The 19,505-nt window shown below is 41.9% G+C and carries 20 protein-coding genes; 15 read left to right on the forward strand and 5 right to left on the reverse strand.

Annotation, left to right across the window (positions count from 1 at the left end; translation table 11 throughout):
- Window positions 1–370: 370 nt before the first annotated feature.
- The 4 genes from VB693_RS27360 to VB693_RS27375 all read left to right on the forward strand — a co-directional run bounded on the left by VB693_RS27360 (window position 371) and on the right by VB693_RS27375 (window position 3,743).
- Window positions 371–994, forward strand: coding sequence for an HMA2 domain-containing protein (locus VB693_RS27360; RefSeq protein WP_323268994.1), 624 nt, complete (start codon window positions 371–373; stop codon window positions 992–994).
- Window positions 995–1,113: 119 nt separating this feature from the next.
- Window positions 1,114–1,446 (forward strand): hypothetical protein, encoded by a 333-nt coding sequence (locus VB693_RS27365; protein WP_323268995.1) that lies wholly within the window; start codon window positions 1,114–1,116, stop codon window positions 1,444–1,446.
- A gap of 479 nt (window positions 1,447–1,925) precedes the next feature.
- Window positions 1,926–2,216, forward strand: a complete 291-nt coding sequence (locus tag VB693_RS27370; RefSeq protein ID WP_323268996.1) for a DUF5132 domain-containing protein — start codon at window positions 1,926–1,928, stop codon at window positions 2,214–2,216.
- A 348-nt stretch (window positions 2,217–2,564) separates the two neighbouring features.
- Window positions 2,565–3,743 carry a Na/Pi symporter gene (locus VB693_RS27375; RefSeq protein ID WP_323268997.1) on the forward strand — a complete coding sequence of 393 codons (1,179 nt, stop codon included), beginning with the start codon at window positions 2,565–2,567 and terminating at the stop codon, window positions 3,741–3,743.
- 261 nt (window positions 3,744–4,004) lie between these two features.
- Here VB693_RS27375 and VB693_RS27380 read toward each other — a convergent pair whose 3' ends face one another.
- Both VB693_RS27380 and VB693_RS27385 read right to left on the reverse strand, forming a co-directional pair.
- Window positions 4,005–4,505, reverse strand: coding sequence for a hypothetical protein (locus tag VB693_RS27380; RefSeq protein ID WP_323268998.1), 501 nt, complete (start codon window positions 4,503–4,505; stop codon window positions 4,005–4,007).
- 1,961 nt (window positions 4,506–6,466) lie between these two features.
- Window positions 6,467–7,759, reverse strand: a complete 1,293-nt coding sequence (locus VB693_RS27385) for a plasmid recombination protein (RefSeq protein WP_323268999.1) — start codon at window positions 7,757–7,759, stop codon at window positions 6,467–6,469.
- Window positions 7,760–8,411: 652 nt separating this feature from the next.
- Here VB693_RS27385 and VB693_RS27390 point away from each other — a divergent pair.
- Complete coding sequence (locus tag VB693_RS27390; RefSeq protein ID WP_323269000.1) at window positions 8,412–8,765, forward strand: hypothetical protein; 354 nt, start codon at window positions 8,412–8,414, stop codon at window positions 8,763–8,765.
- 257 nt (window positions 8,766–9,022) lie between these two features.
- On the opposite strand, the gene VB693_RS27395 is transcribed toward VB693_RS27390, so the two are convergent.
- Both VB693_RS27395 and VB693_RS27400 read right to left on the reverse strand, forming a co-directional pair.
- Window positions 9,023–11,554 (reverse strand): VapE domain-containing protein, encoded by a 2,532-nt coding sequence (locus VB693_RS27395; RefSeq protein WP_323269001.1) that lies wholly within the window; start codon window positions 11,552–11,554, stop codon window positions 9,023–9,025.
- A 563-nt stretch (window positions 11,555–12,117) separates the two neighbouring features.
- On the reverse strand, window positions 12,118–12,243 hold the full coding sequence (locus VB693_RS27400) for a ribbon-helix-helix domain-containing protein (protein WP_323269002.1): 126 nt from the start codon (window positions 12,241–12,243) through the stop codon (window positions 12,118–12,120).
- Between the two features lie 326 nt (window positions 12,244–12,569).
- Between VB693_RS27400 and VB693_RS27405 the strand changes: the two genes are divergently transcribed.
- The 9 genes from VB693_RS27405 (at window position 12,570) to VB693_RS27445 (ending at window position 18,142) form a co-directional block, all read left to right on the forward strand.
- Window positions 12,570–13,502, forward strand: a complete 933-nt coding sequence (locus VB693_RS27405; protein ID WP_323269003.1) for a hypothetical protein — start codon at window positions 12,570–12,572, stop codon at window positions 13,500–13,502.
- A 4-nt stretch (window positions 13,503–13,506) separates the two neighbouring features.
- Entirely contained in the window at window positions 13,507–13,917 is a 411-nt protein-coding gene (locus tag VB693_RS27410) for a hypothetical protein (protein WP_323269004.1), read from the forward strand.
- Complete coding sequence (locus tag VB693_RS27415; protein WP_323269005.1) at window positions 13,914–14,072, forward strand: hypothetical protein; 159 nt, start codon at window positions 13,914–13,916, stop codon at window positions 14,070–14,072. The genes VB693_RS27410 and VB693_RS27415 overlap by 4 nt, the downstream gene beginning before the upstream one ends.
- Window positions 14,065–14,289 carry a hypothetical protein gene (locus VB693_RS27420; RefSeq protein ID WP_323269006.1) on the forward strand — a complete coding sequence of 75 codons (225 nt, stop codon included), beginning with the start codon at window positions 14,065–14,067 and terminating at the stop codon, window positions 14,287–14,289. Before VB693_RS27415 ends, VB693_RS27420 begins: the two co-directional genes overlap by 8 nt.
- Before the next feature lie 166 nt (window positions 14,290–14,455).
- Window positions 14,456–14,653, forward strand: coding sequence for a hypothetical protein (locus VB693_RS27425; protein WP_323269007.1), 198 nt, complete (start codon window positions 14,456–14,458; stop codon window positions 14,651–14,653).
- 77 nt (window positions 14,654–14,730) lie between these two features.
- On the forward strand, window positions 14,731–15,126 hold the full coding sequence (locus tag VB693_RS27430; protein WP_323269008.1) for a hypothetical protein: 396 nt from the start codon (window positions 14,731–14,733) through the stop codon (window positions 15,124–15,126).
- Entirely contained in the window at window positions 15,126–15,731 is a 606-nt protein-coding gene (locus tag VB693_RS27435; protein ID WP_323269009.1) for a hypothetical protein, read from the forward strand. Before VB693_RS27430 ends, VB693_RS27435 begins: the two co-directional genes overlap by 1 nt.
- 54 nt (window positions 15,732–15,785) lie before the next feature.
- Window positions 15,786–16,352, forward strand: a complete 567-nt coding sequence (locus VB693_RS27440; protein ID WP_323269010.1) for a hypothetical protein — start codon at window positions 15,786–15,788, stop codon at window positions 16,350–16,352.
- Window positions 16,349–18,142: a hypothetical protein gene (locus VB693_RS27445; protein ID WP_323269011.1), complete on the forward strand. Its 1,794-nt coding sequence runs from the start codon at window positions 16,349–16,351 to the stop codon at window positions 18,140–18,142. Before VB693_RS27440 ends, VB693_RS27445 begins: the two co-directional genes overlap by 4 nt.
- A 380-nt stretch (window positions 18,143–18,522) precedes the next feature.
- On the opposite strand, the gene VB693_RS27450 is transcribed toward VB693_RS27445, so the two are convergent.
- Window positions 18,523–18,909 (reverse strand): MerR family transcriptional regulator, encoded by a 387-nt coding sequence (locus VB693_RS27450; protein WP_323269012.1) that lies wholly within the window; start codon window positions 18,907–18,909, stop codon window positions 18,523–18,525.
- Window positions 18,910–19,011: 102 nt separating this feature from the next.
- On the opposite strand from VB693_RS27450, the gene VB693_RS27455 reads away from it, so the two are divergent.
- Window positions 19,012–19,505, forward strand: a 494-nt coding sequence (locus VB693_RS27455; protein ID WP_323269013.1) for an SDR family NAD(P)-dependent oxidoreductase, incomplete at its 3' end; no start/stop codon positions are given.

A 19,505-nucleotide genomic window follows, 5' to 3' on the forward strand; every position in this document is an offset into this window, starting at 1 on the left:
GCTACCCTATCCCGGCTGTACCCCTATTTGATTTCTGAAAGAAACTCCGTAGACTTTAAAAGTGTTTTTTATTACTCCTCATTCTCTACTTACGCAGATAATTTTCCAAATCAAAGCGGATTCCTATATATCCGTTGATAATAGTAGATGCCATCATTACCTGTCCCTAGTAAGATGAGAGCGACGGCGGAATTGATTAATATAAATAGTAAAACTAATTAGAATTTTGTGCATAAAATGTGACTTGCAACAGTATCTAAGGTTATTGATTATTTAGCGAAAGCTGGTGTTACTTGTGTAATAATTGCTAAAGGGTTGATGCAGGTCTTAGGCGACAAAATTCATTCTGGTTTAACTGAAATCTAAGAACATGACTTCTAAAAAACTGCCTCACTCTGGCCAGAATGCTACTAGCAATCTACGTAAACAACAGTATCAGAAAAATACTAAAAGCTCAGTTAATCAAACAGTTACACCGCCGAAGATATCATATACTGTTGCCCATGCAATTCCAGGGCGTATACGTTTTCGGATTCCTCGCCTTGGTGGAGATTCTGAGTATGCGAATAAACTTCAGCAATTAATAACATCAGATTCTAGGATTAAAGATGTGCGTATTAATCCTAGTTCAGCATCCCTTGTGATCAGTTATCAACGAGGGAATGTTGCTGATGGTAAAATGCGATCGCATTTAATTCATCTCATCCAAAATGCACCCAATATAGCTTTACCTGCTAAAACCACAACAAAGCCAATTGTGGGAGCTATTTTTGATGCTGTAATCAATTTCATCGATAGTACACGTAACATTAACCAAGCGCGACAAGCTAGTAGCTATCAACAGCCTAAAAAAGACATTTGGGAACGGGTATTAGAGGGTGCCAAAACATTCATCAAGGGCATAAAATCAGCTGTAATGTTTATTTTACCCAACAAGCGATCACCATCGTCAATTAGTGATCGCCAACCACCCTTACAGCCATCCCCACTATAAAAGCAATTCACAATATATAGCCTTAAATTACAGATTCCAAGCTTATATAACAAAACCTTTAAGGGCTATTAAGAGCTTCGGTTGAACAGGCGTATTGCACGGTCGTGCCTTGCAGCTTTGTGGCAAAGCTAGAGTTAGGAAAGTTTCAATTGGTTAATAAATGGTTAAAGTTGGCTAGGAATGAGATTAAAATTAATTTTTACCAATTTACCATTCATAATATCGAGCTAATGGATTTTCTTTTTACTCCTAATTCTTACAATGGGAAATTTACGCCAGAGAACCTTGTTTTTAACGCTAATTTACAGGAATTTACGCATCAGGTTAGTTTAATCTGTGAACTAAGCACCCAAGGTGTAATTTCCCCCGAATCGGCTTACACCGAGATTCAAGTCTTGTTTGAATCGCTTAAGCGTTCCAAACAGCAACTGAGAATTGGCGAAAATCCCTGAAAGTGCAATGCCAAAGATTAACACTTTAAGGCGTAAATTTAATTAGGGTATAAATGACGAGATTGGTGTTGATATGAGATATGCAGCTTAATACCTAGTAGAGGAAAAAGTGGCTGTAGCAACGTGTGATGTAATGAGATTGAATATCGTCCAGTAAATTGGGGAAATATAGTACACAACGTGTTAAATTTAACTCCAACCGCTCTGATTAACTTTTCGTTACATAGTTTTAAATTTCCCTGCCGACTTACTTATACCAAATTTTCATTGAGCATATCATTGGCTCGAAAATTAGTCTAAGAGCTAATTTGATGTCAAAGAAAGCTAGCTTTTGTAACTAGGTATAAACTAAAGCAATTTATTTAAATGCTCAGAAAATCATCATGTAAATATTGATAACAATATCAATTATGCTGGGTTCTCAATTTAATCAAGATTAGTACGATTAAGGTGTAGGAATTTAGGAGTTAAAAATCCTCATGGCTCTTAAAATGATACCTGAATTAGAAGAAGTAGTTGAAGGACTTGGTGTTCCAGGTATTGCTGCAATAGTTCTTCTACCCGTAATTATTCCTGCGGTAGGAGGTATCGGTAAATCCTTAACCAAGGCAACTATCAAAGGTGGAATTGTCCTTTATGAAAAAGGTAAGGGAGTAATTGCAGAAGTTGGTGAAAATTTTGAAGATATCGTTGCTGAAGCCAAGGCTGAACTAGCTGAACAACATACAACTAATATAGAACCTGCCACACAAGAAGGGGAGGTTAGCTAGGGTGTGCTTATAACAAATGAATCTTTTGAGGGATGGGTAAAATATCCGTCCCTTTTCTGTAAAAAATCAATAAAATTACACCTAATCTGAACTAAACAGCATGAGTCTGGAATGTTTTAACATGAATGCCAAAACAACGACCCAGCAACCAATTTAGTATATAAGATCAGATTTTGGCAGTAATATGGGCACAAAAGCCATCAATATTTTTGTTGAGTAAGTGTTCTACTTACATCTGGTGTTTTGAATTTCGTGAAAAACTTATAACCTGAGCCAAGCTAAGTTTGATACTTTTGGGATTTTCTTTACGAATCATCTCTCATCTTATTTAATTTTCAGGCTGTAAAAATGTTTGTAAAAAAAATAATTATCAAATTTATATTTTTGCTGATTTTGTCTTTATTTTTATTTATTAGTGTATTGAATTTAAAAAATGATTCCTATGCTGCTGTCACAGAATCTTTAATAATCAGACAGCAAGGAACGGCAATCAGTGGTAAAAAAATTGAAAATCAGCAACAATTCCATCAGGCCAAAACTCTAGCCGTATTTAATCAGCTAAAAGCACAGGAAGAATTAAATATTTTTCATATTGTTATGGGCGTAATAGCTGGTTTGGTGCTGTTTTTGTATGGTGTAACCAAAATGGCGGAAGGTATGGAAGCACTGGCAGGCGATCGCGTCCGAAATATCCTTCGCAATTTCACTACCAATCCCTTACGAGGAGTGATTACTGGCACAATCGCTACAACAATTTTAGATTCATCATCGGTAACAATCATCATTGTCATTGCGATGGTCAGTGCAGGTTTACTAACTTATTTAGAATCTCTGGGTGTAGTTTTAGGTTCTAATATTGGTACAACCTTCGGAGCGCAAGTTGTTGCTTTTAATATTGACGAATATGCACCCATAGCATTGTTCATCGGTTTTTTATTATTTTTGTTGGGGAGAAATGAACGTCTTAAACAAATTGGCTTAATTGTACTTGGTTTCGGCTTACTCTTTTTTGGTCTTGGTTACATTGAAAATGCCACAGCACCATTTAGAGATTACCCACAGTTTATTAATTGGATGGAGAATTTAGGGCACAACACCTTACAGGGTGCTTTAGTAGGAGGATTATTTACAGTTTTGATTCAATCCTCCTCTGGGACTCTTGCCATTGTCGTCACTTTGGCTAGCCAAGGCTTGATTTCATTACCCACAGGTATTGCCCTCATGCTGGGTGCTGAAGTTGGCACTTGTGCTGATACCCTAGTTGCTACCATTGGGCGTGAACGTCCCGCCATCAGAACGGGAGTATTTCATCTCATATTTAATCTGGCTTCTGCCTCTATCGGGCTTTTGTTTGCCAGTCAATTGGCAGCATTATCTGTCTGGATTTCTACCTTAGCCGGGGCTGGGGATAATGTGGCACGTCAGATTGCTAATGCACAGTTGATCTTCAATTTGCTAGGAGTATTATTAGTGCTGGGATTTTTACCCTGGATTGCCCGTGGATTGGAACGACTAATCCCCGATTAATTAGCTAGAACCCCACGAGCAGAAACTCTAAAAATAATTATCAGGTTGAGCCATTATGGGTAGCGGCCGAGGGGTGGAATGGCAACATTCCCCTCGACTCTACCTCTCGGTGGCTACCCTTTAACTAAGGAAGCTGGTCTAGTTAAATCAGTGAACAGTCAACAGTTATCAGTTATCACGGTTACAGCCTTTAACTGATAACTGGTAACTGATAACTGTTGAGTACCTGAGTTTTTGTCACTGTCACGTTCCCCGATCTAATTATTTCTCAGTACGCATAAAAAGAGACACAGTTATTCCCAACCCGATCACTCCCCAAGCTAAAAAATTAGTCATATTGGAGGAATAATCTAATTGAATTGGTGAAGCATTTGGATTCTGGATTAAAAAATTAATCTTTCCTGCGACAGCTTTGGCTTCTGTCGAGTCTTTTCCATCTTGACCAATTTGGTAACTAATACCTTTTCCTGTTACCCCTAACACCCGAAAAAACTGTATATCCTCACTAGCTCCATCTAGATCAGATCGGATAGCATTAATTATGGCGACTTTTGCCTGTGTAATATTATCAATAGTTTTCTCATCAATTATCTGTTGACTAAATGCTAAACGTTCAGTTATTGTGCAAGATGCAGTTTTCGACTTAGTAGCTTTGCAGATAACAAGTGAACCCCCAGACCCATACCGTAGAATAGTTATACCAATTACAACCAAAGCAGCACCAAAAAATAAGCGCAACAGTATATCAGGTAAATTTTTCATATTTATGCACCTATCTTGGATGGGACATGACGATTACAATCCCTTTGTTATAATTCCCAAATATTTTTCCGTAATAAAAGATAAAATTAGCTTTTTGGGGCAGATATAGCCATTCATCACATCAATATATATCTAGTCGCGCTACACGTTATTAGAAAAAAGTGGAATCGGCAATTAAAAGTGCTTCTACCTCTGCAATGAGATGTTTGCAGAGGTAGAAATTTTTGTTGAATGCTCTCTACAAATCTAGGAAGCTGCACCAGCCTCCGCTACGGCAACCTCTGCATCTGGTTTAGGCTCTTTCACCTTTTTTTCAAAGATTTGAAGCCCAGCATCAACTACCTCAAACCCTTTTTCTGTTCGTTCGCCAAGCTTACCCGATATAGCACCCGCCCAGTCAGCAAACTCAGACGTATTGGTTTCAGCCTTGCGCCAGCTTTTCGCATTAATCAGGGCAGTAAAAACTACACCGTTCTGATCTGTCAGTGATACTTCAACTTTTTTATTCTCTGCTGGTTTAGCTTCAGGTAATGCACCACGCTCATTTAAGTATGACTTCGCTTTTTGCTTGCATAGCTTGCATAACTTACCCCTGGCTCATCAAACATTCAGATTTTTCGCTCCTGATTTTATCAGCCTGAAAGTTGATGATCACAAGGTGTGCAGTAGAAAGTTCATCTTCAAGAGATTAAACAAAGTGAACGCCTTGTATTCCACTTGAAACAGAACCAACACTCAACATTAAATCCACAAAAAAATTTTCCTCATTTTTTTGACATCTAATTAATAATTCCTTTCAACAAATTAAAACTCTTATCAGGCAATAGTTTCAGCATTTATTAATAATAATTACAATTGTGCTTTTATTTATTCATTTATGCAGTTGATGCTAAATCCTCAGACTCACCAATTACACCCAATATTCCCCCCAACTAAACCTAAAAATCCCAATTCATTTGTGACCTTTTTAACTAAGTGTAGAAGATAATTAACAGATATTATCATTAACTCCCAAATCCCCCATAAATCCCAACAGTTACCAAAACTTCTCTCAAATCTCCCGATTTTTAGCCAATCAAATTAAACACGCTTATGAACTCCTAAACTCTGTAATCCATCTTTTTCTGACGCACAGTACGCCATCTTTGGCGGAAAGTTTTTTTCAATTCGGCAGCCAAATCACCAAAAAATCGCGTTCACAGCCCCTCTGTTTACTACTAATAAACTACATAAACACTACAAAAGTAGATTCTGACGTTCACCATTGCTCCCGTCTGACTACAAGAGATTCTTTTTGCTCCCACTCCTACTGCCATAAAAATACCCCCAGAATGCGGGGGCGAATTATGTCCTTGTCCTTCACTTTAAATCTATATAATTAGTGGATTGTTTCTGTCATAATCTCCGCTAAATACATAGATTTAGTGGTTTTTATCCGTTATCAACTCCGATAAATACATAGATTTAGTGGACTTTAAATTAGTAATTTGTATAGTAAACTACAATTTCTCTAGACTATGCTTACACTATGCCTTGACTAATCCCACACTATGCCTACACTAAGCCTTGGGTTTCAATAATTTCTATTTGTGATTTCCCTAAACTATGCCTACACTATGCCGGGACTTAGCCTAGACTATGCGCAGGGAATCGCTATTTTTTATCATCAACAATTCTGCGGTTAAATAATAAAATAACCGTACCCACTACGGTTATTTTGCCTATTTCTCTTTTCAGGCATTTTTACACGGCATTTGGGGCGAAAAATTGAATTTTTTGAGGTGAAGTTATTTTAACAGGGTCTGAGTGAGAGTTGAAGAACTCTTGGCGAATAAGCGACGCAGTGGAGTGGCTCTTGCGGGCTTGCATATCTAATTGGCCTCACCAAAATCTCCATGCCCGTAAGAGCCACCGCTTATTCGAGCGAAGCGGTCAAGAGTTCGTCCGGCTGCTGAATTCAATCAACGCCTTAACCCCCTTGAACGTGGTTTTTGTTCTAATCTCTCCCGTTCCAGTGTTGCCAAAAGCTGCTGATTCCAATCAGTTTCGTCAGGCATAACTATTTGCGCCTGTGGCAGCAACTCCTTGACAGCATGAGCCGCTTCATTCCCCAACTCATCATTATCAAAAGTCACCGCAATTCGCTTGATTGTTCTGAGAAACTCTAACGGTAAGGACTGGGGGCTATCCACTGCCAAATACATGGTTCTGTCTGGAGGTAATCCGTCATGTATCTCCATCTCCAGTGCTGCTACTGACAGGGTATCAATGGGAGATTTACACAAAATCACTCTCTGAATTTCATCGTTTTCATCGCTGTCTTCTCCTCCCAGTCGGAGATAAAACCAACAATCAGCCCGTTTTGTCCCTTTGGCATAACCCATGAAGGTGTTATCTTCTCCCACTGTGCCGCGCACAAATGCACCCATAACTTCCCCAGTCAGAGTCCGCATCCCAAACACAATATTTTTTCGCTCGTCGGCATACAGTAATTCTGACTCTCTCAAGGCTGACACCAAATAATTAGGCAGTCCTCTTGTTTTAGTTAAGTAGTTCTGTACTGAGAGCCATTGATTATCATCTGCTGCTGGGGGTGTAAATTGGGGTCTTGGTTGTTGTTGGGCAATCTCAATTACTTCTTGCTGAGTTTTGGCTATGGCTGCCCTCATCACCCCCGATTCTCCAAATCGGTCATGTAACCAGGAAATCGCTTTTTTGAAATCGCAGTCATTGACGTGCATTACTAAGTCAATTGCACCGCCGCCACCTTTTTGATAACCGGGGGCAAAGTCGTAGAATTTTGACTTATCTATATTAATGATGTGACCGTGACCCTTCCATCTATTTGCTTGGCTGTGGGGTGTGGCTTCATCTAAATGCAGTTCGGCTCGGACAATGCGCTCGCTATAATTTTCCTCTAACCATTGTTTTGATGCAGTTAGCCATGCTTGTACTTTGTCGGCTTCGTAATACCCTGCATTTGTTGGGCAGTCGGGGCGAAAGTATTCTGGTGAGGCTGTTAACAAAATCTCTACGGCATACACTGCATCAGGGCGAATCTTCCGTTTCTGTTCCCCAATCTTTTGGATTACCAAACTATCTAATGTCTCATCGGAATTTTGATTGCCAATGAACCTAATATTGTGTTTGCTCCGGTCAGCGTTGGGGGTTTCTCTTTGTCTGGCGGTGTGCGCTTCACTTCCTCCCAAACTTGACCGCTTTAATTTTTTTATTCGGGCTATAGCGTAAGCCATGCTATCCCCTTTTGTTGTAAAAAACTTCCCGCCGTCGCAGACCCCACGAGCCTTTTTGTCTCGACCGCAGGGAGAGATGGCGCAAGCCACCCGCAGGGCAAAAAAGGTGTAGTGGGTACACTATGCTATGTTACTTGATGTTTGAACCTTTTTTAGTAGATTGTCCCCCAACACCCTACTCGAAAGCTCTGACTCGATTTTTGGGGCAATGGGCAGATTTTATGTCATTTTTTTACATTATTTTGACATCAACTGGCACAATCATGGTACTTTTTTGACATGATGTAAGGTTATCGCTAAATCTAGTCAATAAGGTGGTTTTGGCGTTGTCAATTTCTTCTTTGATTCTGACATGATGTGTCAAAAGTTTATTTGGTTTGTGACATGAGTTGTCAATTTTTTTCTATTTATTGACTTGTTCTGTGACGATTTTATTGATTTCTGACATTTCTTGTTTTTCGCCTGTTTTTTTGATTTTAGCAGTTTTTGAGGTTTTTTCTCTCAAGTGTATATGGCATAAGGCTTTTAGCCATTTTTGGCTTTTTGACTTTTTTACCTGATTTTTAGGACTTTCAAAAATGCTTATTAGGAATACTTGAGAATGAATTTGAGCTAAAGGTCTATATTCCTATCGATTTACTGGACTTTGATTATGGATCACAAAGAATCGGTTGATTTTTTCTTTCGCTATCGTCCGGCGGCTAATAGTCCTGATGGTGTTTTACTCCGCTATCTGCTCAGTTTTAATTCGACTCAACGCAAGCAGATGATTTTAAAGGCTCTCCGGGCTTTCTATCTGGTGGCTGCCTACGGTGATTTAGGTGAGTTTCAAGAGTTTTCTGATGTTCAAGAACTGGTGGCACTCCTCAAACAGACTTATGGTGAGGGTGCTTTTGCTTCTCTTGACCATTCTTTGAGTCTCACTGTTAACATTGGCGTTTGTTATTCTGGTGTTTCTACTTTGGCTGATGAAGATGATGATGATAATGATGATGATTGGCTTTAAATCAGTTATCAGTTATCAGTTATCAGTTATCAGTTATCAAGGCATAGGGTGTGGTGTGGAGAATGCACCAACGCCTGACACCACTTGGTGTGGTGTTCCGCCAGGGATAAATAGATCACTGTTTACTGTTTACTGTTCACTGTCAAGAGGGGTCATCTTTCCGTAGGCGATGGACACGAACTATGGTGAGGCCTGAGCTTGGGGATGGGGCAGAGCATCGTCACTCTCTCAACAATTGATGATGCTCAGTATAGAAATCAGGCTTTGGGCTTGAGTTGCTTCACAGCCTTGCGCTCTTCTGGGGTTAACTCCTGCCATACAGCAGCTTTAAATTCATCAGTCCACTCTTCTAACAGTGCTTCCATCAGTTCCCAAGATTGATCCGCGATGCACTCCCTAATCAGGAGTGCATTCACAACTACTGCCTGTGTTTGATCTACAAATAGGGAGGTGGAACAGGGGGTGGAACGGGGGGTGGAACACTCTTCTATTACTTGTGGTGACTGGGTTTGCGGCTCATCTACAAGTTGTTCCACCCCCTGTCCCTCTAAACTTTTTTCATTTTTTTCTAGCGGTTCTATTTCTAGCGGTTCTATTTCTAGCGGTTCTATTTCTTGGGGTGTTACTTCTAGCAGTGTTTCTGGGGTAGTTTCATTATTGCTCTCAAAATTTGGAAAAGTTTGAGGGGAATTGGTGGAACAGGTGGAACACTCTGGCTGTAAGTCATGTTTTACAAGGGGTTGAGGGTGTTCCACCTCCTGTTCCACCCCCCGTTCCACCTCTTGTTCCACCTCTTGTTGGGGTCGAATCCAGGGACGAATTAACCGACCGTTTACCCGTTTGCGATCGCCTCTTGTCCAGCCGTGAGAACGTAAGATAGCCGCTACTCGGTTCTGTTCGGCTTTACTCTGCTTGGCTAACTCAATCTTGAGAACATCGCTGAGGATTTCGCCTACAGATACTTCCTTGTGCAACTCAGCCCAAGCCATTACCGCCTCTTCCCATGTGTCGGTGCTTTGGTATTGTTTATTGGCTGCATCTAACCATTCATCTTCTGTGTCGGTCAGTCGCCATTGTTCACCATTGCGGTAGGCTGCTACCGCCGTTGCCCAAATTAAATCCCGTTCTTGCTCTAGCAGGTGGATGGGTATTTTCTTGAATAAAACCTTAATTACCCAAAAGCGACGTTCCCCAGTGGGGTCATAGAGAAATTCATCTAAATTGGTAGTTCCTACTAGGATAGATGGACGGGGGAAATCTTCAATATCAGTACCGTAGGGACGGCGCATGGAGTCTTTCTTTCTGGACAGAAACGCTTTGAGTTGGGAGACATCCTTTTTCTTGTAGGCGTTCTCAAATTCGGCATATTCTAAAATCCAATACTGGCTGATTTTTAAAATTTCGTCTTTTTCTGTGCCGTTGAGGTCATCGGTGAAAAACTCTTCCCCGGCTAAAATTTCCCAGAATGTGGATTTGAGGGATTTCTGCTTACCTTGGAGGATGGTAATTTCATCGTGTTTACACCCCGGCTCGAATGCCCTGGCTACAGCTGCTATTAACGTGCGTTTCATCAATGCGGCGTGTAGGGGGTCATTAGTCCCGAAGTAACGTTCGGCTAATTTATCCAAGAAATTGACATCTACGTTGGGGTAACGCCCTTCGACTGATTCTAAATACTCCACTACTGGATTGTATGGGTTAGCTAGAGCTAGTTCTAAGACAACGCTTTTAGCTTGTTCCTTGCTGATATCGATATGAATATGAATCGCCACTTTTAAATCAATGCGGTCAAGTGGTAGTCGTTGACCGTCGAGTTCTACTTGCTTTTTGAGGGTATTCCAGCGTAGGCGACCGCCCCAAACGGCACGGATAGCATTCAATTTTTGCTCCAGTTTACTTTCGGTTGGCCTATCCCGGTCAGCCTCTAGTTCCAGGGTTTTATTCAGCGCATCAACTACAATTCGTCTATCCTCAATGGCTTGTAGGATGTCTTCGGCTGTTGCTCCGTCGTCTATCCAGTCTTGAATATCCAATCCGCCATGTTTGGGTAAGTGTGTCCAGTAAAAATCACTGGGTGGGGCATACAACCACTTGGCATCTGGGAAGTCTTCATTAATATCTTCCATGTGCTTTAGCCCTGGTTCGTCACGGTCGGGACAGAGAACTAAGTTAGCATTTTCTAAAGCACTTTGGTAGTTGCCGTAGGAGCGATACTTGCCAGCACCGCCGATGTTGGTAGTGGCTGCTATGTCTCTTGCCCAAAGGCTATCAGCTAGGCGTTCTCCCTCAACTACAAATACCGGTTTACCCGCCGCGATCGCTTCCCTGACTTCGGCGTAACGATAGATGGTGATTTGTTGCTGGTGGGAGCGTTTTTGTTCTGGTGAAAAGTCTTTGGCTTTCGTCCAACGTGTTCCGTCCCAATATTCCTGAAAGACATCCTTATCTTTGGTCTTACCTGGACGAATGATTGTGACCTTAATTAAGGGATTACTTTCTGTATCCGTGTAAACGTATTCTTCCTTGCCTTGGGGACGTGGTGATTTTTTGGCTGTGGCTGGTGCGTAGTATGGTTTGCCGTTGCGGTCGGTTTTAGATGTTCGCTCCCACCCAGTAGCGGGTTCAGCGTCTCGGTTGCAGACTGTTAGTTCGCCGATGGAGTAGCACCAGTCTGGTTTTCCACAGTGGGGGCAGGGTGAATGCTTTGTAACTTCTATCGGTTTAGAGGCGATTTCCCCTGGTGCAATGGAGGGGTTAACGGTCTTGTTTCCTTTTAACAGGTTTACCATTGTGAAATCCTTTTGAGGTAAATGCGTGGGTTTTACCTCCCTTGAAGATTCGCCAAGGCTTTCATCAAATTTCTCTATAACCTGTTGCGGCAGTTCCTTCTAACTGTTACCATTGGGTTATAAAGAAATTTAAATACATTCTTTTGAGGTGTGTCTTCTGGGACTGCAAACCAACTTGCGCTAACAAGTTGAGTCCAGGGAGGCATTCTTTTCTTATGTATATCTGGTGAAGATTACTTAGAAAAGATGAACTATGAATATAGTTCTTTCTCATCATAAGTTATATTCATTTAAAATAGATAGTAAATTTGCAAAATGCAAAAAGAAAATAATCAATTGATTATCTTGAATCAAATATATAGCAAGAGTTATAAACTATTTTAATTATTATTAAAAAACAAGTTTATATCGCCTTACCAAAAATTTTAGTAAGGTTATATGAAAATAATTTTGCTTATCTGACGCGCTCTTTGAGGATTGAGTCTGTAGCAATTTAACTACAATAGCAGTACATAAATACTAATATTAATCCTTATGTACTGAGTGAAGGTGTATGACAATCACTACTCATCCTCTGGGATTTCCAAACCACGACTTAGTAAACCATCCTTAATTAAAAGTGTGGCCATCTGCGAAACTGTGCGGCTTTCCTTTTTGGCTAACTCCGTAATGAGGTTATAAATCGCCATAGGAGTAACAACACTAAACTTCTTACCTTTATACATCAGATCAGACAATAGCAGACAATATCATCAGTGTAACTAATAGTTCTGCGGAAATCTATAAGTTTTTAATCTGATACTATCTGCTAATAGCAGTAAATAGCTGCTATACTCTAATCATAGACGCTAAACGAATACACATAAAAGTCAAACGCCTAGCGTTATCCAAACACAGGTTTCTCAAAAGTTTATCTAAAAAATGACATCTAGGTTGTAGCTACCCTCAAAGGTTAGCAACAGCCGCATCTATATATATGTAATGCGGTTGCTACTAGCTTCATAGGAGAAAGCAAGTGTACAACATTTACTTTGCAGATATTGGCAACTTCACCAGCATCACCGCCCTCAAAGGTGAAAAGCCTCGCGTCATTCGCTCAGTATTTCAAGATGTCACCTATACCAGTGCTAGGGACATAGACACCGACGATTCCCCCAGCGTCAAACTAGACAACAAAGTATTAGTCCTGGGAGAACGAGCCACCAAACAGAAAAACCCCCAAACCGCCGCCGAGAGAGGCAAGCAGCTACCAGAATTTGTCAAACCCTTCACCCTAGCAGGCTTGCGCTCTGATTTTGAAGGTACTGTCAGGTTCTTAGTCCCAGAACGAAATCAATGGGATGAAGACACCATCCGTCAAACTCTGATTGCCGACCATCAAATCACAGTTAATGGCAGAACCTATAAACACCGCATCAAAAACATTGAATTTTACCTAGAAACTGATGTAGCAGTTGTCAACGGTTACAAAAAAGGCTTACTCGACCTAGAAGGCGACACACTCGCCATCGACATTGGCGGAGGCACAACCAACTACTGTGTCATGACTCCCAATAGTGAAATCCTCACCCGGCGTTCAATCCCCAAAGTGGGCGGTGTGTCCTTAGCTAACGACATCATCAACTCTGACCTAATGCAGAGTTACGCCAAGCGGGATAACGTCGCCTTCAAAGTAGCAAAGATGATGGATTCCATTGCTGACGGTTCTTTCACCTACGGACGCAAGTATGATTTCAGTTCCGTCTTTCCTAGCTTGTTAGAAAACTGGTTTAACGCCCTGATGGACAGCATTACCACAGCCGCAAATGACTATCTGGCAGATGTCACCAACATCATGCTCATAGGTGGATGTGCCAACTTAGTACGTCATAAACTGAGTACCAAACCAGGGTTTTATATTCCAGTTGACCCCCATCTATCAAACATTCAAGCATTGTTGGCCATGTGAAGAAATGCAAGTACGATTAGCGGCGCAAGTTGCCGCCAAAGTCGAGGGAATCAGAACTGCACTCAACTATTCCAAACTGAGTGACACCGTAAATCTCCTGTTGGATGCCATTAAGCATCAATGGAACTTAAATCTTGTTTATCAGCCCCAAACTGGGACATTTAAACTCAAAGTCAGACTAGATGAACGGCATATTCAATGGGTGTCCCAATATGCAACAGAAAGAGGAATTAATGCTACATCTGCCACCAATTTGTTGATTAGTGAATATTTATCAGGCAACAGCGTTAATTTTTCACCCCAACCACCAGCAACAGTGGCTACTGATAGCAATCCCATTCCACAAGCATCAAACCAAGAACCAAACATAGAAAAACCGAAAGGACAGACATTAATTAGGAGTCTGAAGTTATGAGTCAAACGCGCGTAGTCCTAGACGAAAAGCATTTACCAAAGGCCAAAGAAATCATTGAACAAACAGGAATCAACACATACTCGCAGTTATTTACCATCCTGTTGGTTAACTATGGCGACACCTTAGTGAAGTCTTTAAGAGGTAGCGATGAGTAACTTAAGTAGGGTTCATGACAGCACTTGGTTATCGTCAACGAAAGTTTATCAGATTGACCGAACGCTGTATTGCTATCTCTATAAAACAGGCACAATCCCAGCACCACAATTTATTTTTCGCCCACTAGCGGGACAACGAAAAAAAGCAGATTTAAAGCTGAATCACAAAGCTTTAACTACTCGTTGTTATGAGGTTGAGGGTGTCAAACAATTGTAGATTGCAGATTTTAGATTTGAGATTGAAACAAGCTAAAAATACTTGGGCAAGTGTTTATTCAATCTGCAATCTGCCATCTTCAATCTCCAATCTTATCGGTGACTACAAAGAGTTCTGTACTTTCTCAAGAATCATTGCAATTATCAATATTTTGATGAGGTGAATTATGCAGAATCAACCACTACCAGAATTGATTGCACAAACCCAACAATTACTCACCCAAATCAGACAACATCCCCAATTTCTAGCACTGCAAATTGATGCAGATGTCACAATCGGTGACGTTACCCAATTTCTCAACGCACTGGGCTGGGAAGCAACAGCCTGTGTTGTGGATGTGAAGAGAGAAGGATTTTTTCAGTGATGGGGAGAGCGAACGCTTGACTGGACACCGAGCGATCGCCCTCTGGTTGTTAAACAACACACAAAAATTTTACCAAGATGAACAACGAGAATCTATTTATCGCCGCATTAAACGCACTAACTAACAATGGATGCCCGTCAGATTTGGCACAAGAGGCAGCGCAAATCGTAGCTAACGATGATCCATACCAACCAGACTTAGGCAGAACACCAGAGCAGCAACAAATCATTCGAGAAACACTGCCATACCTGCAATCTGGAATCTATGACCAGTTTGAAACCATTGACTCAACACCAAACCCTTTAACTCACGGTCAGTTTTTAGGCAATTTTGGCTCTGAACTACCAGACGAAACTATTTGGAGACTTGGGGAAGGCGATTCAACAGCACTAAACAATATCACTGATGACGCAACTAGAGACAAAGCAAACAACATCTTTACAAGATTGGAAGAACTAGGAGCGTGGGAGTGATGAACCGAACCGTAAAACTCAAACTGGATGCACCCATCACCTATGCTGCCTTACAGTCCTTAACCAACATCAGCCAAGAAACCATATTCCAAGCCCTAGACGGCAACGAGACAGCCGCCGCCGAGGTGGCAGACTTCCGCATCAAACAAACTCAACGCGCCCAAAACGCCAAAGCCGTATTCGGTAATCTCAGCCAAGGTTTAAAAGCAACCGAGACAGTCATGGCAGAAGAAACCCAGTTTCTCACCGCCGCAGGTACTAGCATCAACAAAATGGCTGATGGTTGGTCACAGGTCAGAGTTAGTGATGCCCGTTTAGGCTATGGACTACAGCAAAAAGTGATTGCATCTGACAACCAGCTAGCCCAAGAACAGTTTCGGCATGGGCGGACACTTAACTTATTGGGTGAGTCGCACCGTGCCACGCTCAGAGGGATTGAGATTGACGCTACCAAGGCACAATCTCAGGTTTGGCAGCAGGTAAAAGACAAGCAACAAGGACTTTCACCCGCAGACCGAGCCAAAGAAACCCTAAAAGATATTCACAGACACGGTTCTAACGCTGTTAATCGTGCCAAAGGTTTCTTTAGACGGTTGATTGACTAAACGCACAAGCCCAGGCGCAAAACCTGGGCTAATCTCTTCCCAAAGGTGTTGCCAATGTTAACCAACAATCAAAAACAAACACCAATTTACTTTGATGCAGAGATTGTGGACGAGCGTATACAGTCTGTAGATGGTGAACAGTACGACTCGGAACAAGTACAACAGGAGATTGCTGAAACTGACAGCAGTATCACCATAATTCGAGGCATTGCTCAAGGTGCATTCCTAGCAGGATTGCAAATCACATCAACCCAATATCTCTACCTTGCTGGCAGCATTGGCTTATTCCCCGCCGTCATTGCTGGCTTACCCGTTGGGGCATCCTTGGCGGCTACCCTCTGCTACTTGCGATTTCACAACAGCATCATTCCCCAAATCAGCGACCGCCAAAAATTTGGCATTGGTGTAATTCGTAGTGCCACCCTGGCAGCTAGTTCATGGAAGTTGACAGGCGATGCCCAAGACATGGACAAAATAGCCCGTAACAGTTTTTCTACCGTAACTGAACAGGTAAAAGCCTATGAGGGCATCGAGAAACCTAAAGAAACTAATTACGGGTTATTTCTTGGGTTAGCCGCCGTTGTTTCTGTTGTCCTATTTTTCTACTGGCGTAAGAAATGAAAGACATAAAACCATCAGAACTTAACCAGCGTCGTTATAGTCTGCCACTGCGTCTAAATCTGCTGATGATGACATCGGTACTAGGCGCGGTGATTTGTGTTGTGGTAGGACATTTAGGGGACGGGATAGCCAAGAAAGAACTGTGCTTTTATCCTAAATCAGCCAGGATACACGATGCACCGCTAGAGGCAGAGGGAGACACAGAGCATTTACTTTTAGGTAATAAGTATTGCCGATATGAACAGCGATCGCTTCTCCCGCAACCCTACCTAAAGGCTAATCAGTACCGCACCAGCAACCCCAACTATAACGAATGGGCATTTCTCCAGCATGAAAGCTTATATGTATTCCGAGAACTGCCAGCCGATAACCCGTTTAAGATTCACTTTGGCATAGGGGCAATGGTGTTGGGGGGAATCGGTCTGTTGTTGACAAGTAAAGCCAAAGACTATCTCAGCGACATTAGACCCCACTACCGCGCTACTAAACAATTTGAGGGTGTGAAAGCGTCTTACAGTGTAAGACTTGGTGAGCAATTGTTAGACCTATCTGGTAACGAACTGTTGAAATACTTGCGTGGTATCAAGATTGCTGAGGCTAGACAGCAGTTTATCGCCAGCATTACCCCACCCCAGCAGACAGCTTTACTCATGGCGATGTCGGCTGATGATTATTATGACTTTGGCCATTTGCTGGACGGTGGGGCAAGTTTTTCTAAATTCGAGCCACAGCAACAGCCAACCGCACAGCTACCACATGGTACACCTGGAACTGTGGATGAGCAAGCCCAGCAGCCAGTTATTGCACCCGACAATCACACCGCATGGGTGCAAAACCTCATCAAACAAACTGCCCTGATTTGGGGCAACCAAGGAGGCGGGAAGTCTTGGCTGGCTCGTTATGTCGTCAAACAGAAAAAACAGGCAGGCTACCGAGTTATTGTCCTTGACCCTGACAGTAATAAAGCAGAATGGCGAGGAGTTGAAAGTTATCACTCCTGGGAGGATATCGAACAACAAATCCGCGAATACGTTGAGGAATTGGAACAAAGGTTAAAAACTTTCAATAACTCATCTTTAAGTGAAGACCAATGGAGGCAGAAGCTTTGGAGCGAGGGCAAAGCTTCTGCCTTCATCTGTGAGGAGGCCACCACCTACGGCGACTTCATCAAGGATGCTGAACTGTTAGATAAGTTCGGCAAGCTGGCGTTAACCAAATCCAGAAAACAGGAGATGCCTTTAACTGTCGTAGCTCACAACAATACCCAGACTTGTTTATTTGGGATTAAAGGCTTACATAATCTCGTTTCTAAAATGCTGCAAGTTGAATGTTTGGCACAGGTAGATCCAGTAACATTACAGCCCAAATCTACTGGTAAAGCCAAGGTAAAACTCGATAGTTCTAACGAATGGATATTAGTTGAACTGCCCACAATGACTGCAAAAATATCTGATTTTAGTGACACTGTATCAGCAGCACAAGCTAACCCGAATCCCCCCATTGATAAAGCCACATTGGAACGGATTTATGAACTAGAAATCAATATTGGTGAGCAGGCAGGTGACACCCAAAATCCACCTAATAAACTTTCATTAATGGCGCAAAAGTTATATGAATATCTCACCAGAACTGAACGAATACAGGCTGATGTAAGAGAGTTTAAAAGTAACTTTAAAGTGAATGGTGAGAGATTTACTGTTGAGCAAATCAAGGGCTGGATGTACGAAATTGTGGGGGCAGGTTTAGCAGACTGGATAGGCGACGGTATTATCAAGCTCAATCAAATTTGACTGCTTTTGGTGTAGGCGTGTCTGCCTACAAAAACCAGCTTTTTTCAAAGACACTCCTCACCAGACACCACAGACACCAAAGCTTCAAACCCTTATAGAGCATAGACACCAGCAGACACAATCCCAGACACGACCCAGACACCAAGTGTCTAGATGGTGTCCGGTATACACCAATAATAAATCAGTCGATAAATAGCAATCTATTATTAGATAATTATCAAAACAATGCTAATAGTTTTAATTATTATATGTTGTTAAATCATCACCCAATTTTATCAAGACAAATCTCATAGGAATCTACTTTAATAAAGCAGTAATTATTGCCAGTATGTGACTTGGAACTTGTCTGATAGAGTTCCAGCTTCAAGTCAACACTCCAACTATTGTGAAATGGCAGGCACTCTTGAATTTCCTGATTCCTGGGTAACTCTGTTGCGCTTGGCAGTCAGATAAAGCTTGATCTCCTCAAGTTGCTGCATTTTCTTAGTAATCTCCTCAAGTTTGCGATCAATGATTTTCAACTTTTCCGAGATCGGCATCGAAAAGTTTCCCCAAGTTTCAATTAGATGCTTAATCTCGTTGAGCGTGAATCCCAGAGATTTACCCTGCGTAATGATGACAATTCGTTCCAGCATTTCTGGACTAAATTCCATATACGTTCTCGTCCCTGCTTGTCGTGCTTTCGCCTCAATCAGTCCTATTTTTTCGTAAAAACGAATCGTGTCTTTTGATAACCCTGTTTTCTTAGACAATTCACCGATCAGCATGGTAGCAACCTAAATCTTTTAAAACCTACTTGACTGTGGAGTATACTCCATAGTCTACGCTGCTTGATATCAACATCTAGAACTTTGGAAGTGATATCAAGAATGAGCAAAACCGTTTTAATCACAGGTGCTTCTAGTGGAATTGGCGAGGCAACCGCGAAGTATTTTCTTCAGAAAGGCTGGAATGTGGCAGCAACGATGCGCTCGCCTACTAAAGCAGGTCATTGGGCAACCGCCCAAAATGTCATTTGTCCCCAGCTCGATCTCACACGGACAGAAACGATCAAGGCTGCTATCCATGAGACACTGGAGCAGTTTGGGCGAATTGACGTGCTGGTGAATAATGCTGGATATGCCTTGCTGGGTCCTCTGGAAGGAGTGACATCTGAGCAATTGCATTACCAGTTTCAGACCAATTTTTTTGGACTGGTAACTACCATTCAAACCGTTCTGCCAATTTTACGTCAGCAGGGTGGAGGCACAATCGTCAATGTTGCATCGATCGGCGGTCGTCTTGCCTTTGCCCTTACCTCTCCTTACCACGCAACGAAATGGGCGGTAGAAGGGCTATCTGAGTCGTTACGCTATGAGCTACG

Source organism: Anabaena sp. UHCC 0399 (assembly GCF_034931465.1).
In the GTDB taxonomy this organism is placed as follows: Bacteria; Cyanobacteriota; Cyanobacteriia; order Cyanobacteriales; family Nostocaceae; genus Trichormus; species Trichormus minutissimus.

Coding starts and splice junctions, on each gene's coding strand:
- VB693_RS27360 (WP_323268994.1), top strand. CDS start 371: ATGACTTCTAAAAAACTGCCTCACTCTGGCCAGAATGCTACTAGCAAT.
- VB693_RS27370 (WP_323268996.1), top strand. CDS start 1,926: ATGGCTCTTAAAATGATACCTGAATTAGAAGAAGTAGTTGAAGGACTT.
- VB693_RS27375 (WP_323268997.1), top strand. CDS start 2,565: ATGTTTGTAAAAAAAATAATTATCAAATTTATATTTTTGCTGATTTTG.
- VB693_RS27380 (WP_323268998.1), bottom strand. CDS start 4,505: ATGAAAAATTTACCTGATATACTGTTGCGCTTATTTTTTGGTGCTGCT.
- VB693_RS27385 (WP_323268999.1), bottom strand. CDS start 7,759: ATGGCTTACGCTATAGCCCGAATAAAAAAATTAAAGCGGTCAAGTTTG.
- VB693_RS27390 (WP_323269000.1), top strand. CDS start 8,412: ATGGATCACAAAGAATCGGTTGATTTTTTCTTTCGCTATCGTCCGGCG.
- VB693_RS27395 (WP_323269001.1), bottom strand. CDS start 11,554: ATGGTAAACCTGTTAAAAGGAAACAAGACCGTTAACCCCTCCATTGCA.
- VB693_RS27400 (WP_323269002.1), bottom strand. CDS start 12,243: ATGGCGATTTATAACCTCATTACGGAGTTAGCCAAAAAGGAAAGCCGC.
- VB693_RS27410 (WP_323269004.1), top strand. CDS start 13,507: ATGCAAGTACGATTAGCGGCGCAAGTTGCCGCCAAAGTCGAGGGAATC.
- VB693_RS27415 (WP_323269005.1), top strand. CDS start 13,914: ATGAGTCAAACGCGCGTAGTCCTAGACGAAAAGCATTTACCAAAGGCC.
- VB693_RS27420 (WP_323269006.1), top strand. CDS start 14,065: ATGAGTAACTTAAGTAGGGTTCATGACAGCACTTGGTTATCGTCAACG.
- VB693_RS27425 (WP_323269007.1), top strand. CDS start 14,456: ATGCAGAATCAACCACTACCAGAATTGATTGCACAAACCCAACAATTA.
- VB693_RS27430 (WP_323269008.1), top strand. CDS start 14,731: ATGAACAACGAGAATCTATTTATCGCCGCATTAAACGCACTAACTAAC.
- VB693_RS27435 (WP_323269009.1), top strand. CDS start 15,126: ATGAACCGAACCGTAAAACTCAAACTGGATGCACCCATCACCTATGCT.
- VB693_RS27440 (WP_323269010.1), top strand. CDS start 15,786: ATGTTAACCAACAATCAAAAACAAACACCAATTTACTTTGATGCAGAG.
- VB693_RS27445 (WP_323269011.1), top strand. CDS start 16,349: ATGAAAGACATAAAACCATCAGAACTTAACCAGCGTCGTTATAGTCTG.
- VB693_RS27450 (WP_323269012.1), bottom strand. CDS start 18,909: ATGCTGATCGGTGAATTGTCTAAGAAAACAGGGTTATCAAAAGACACG.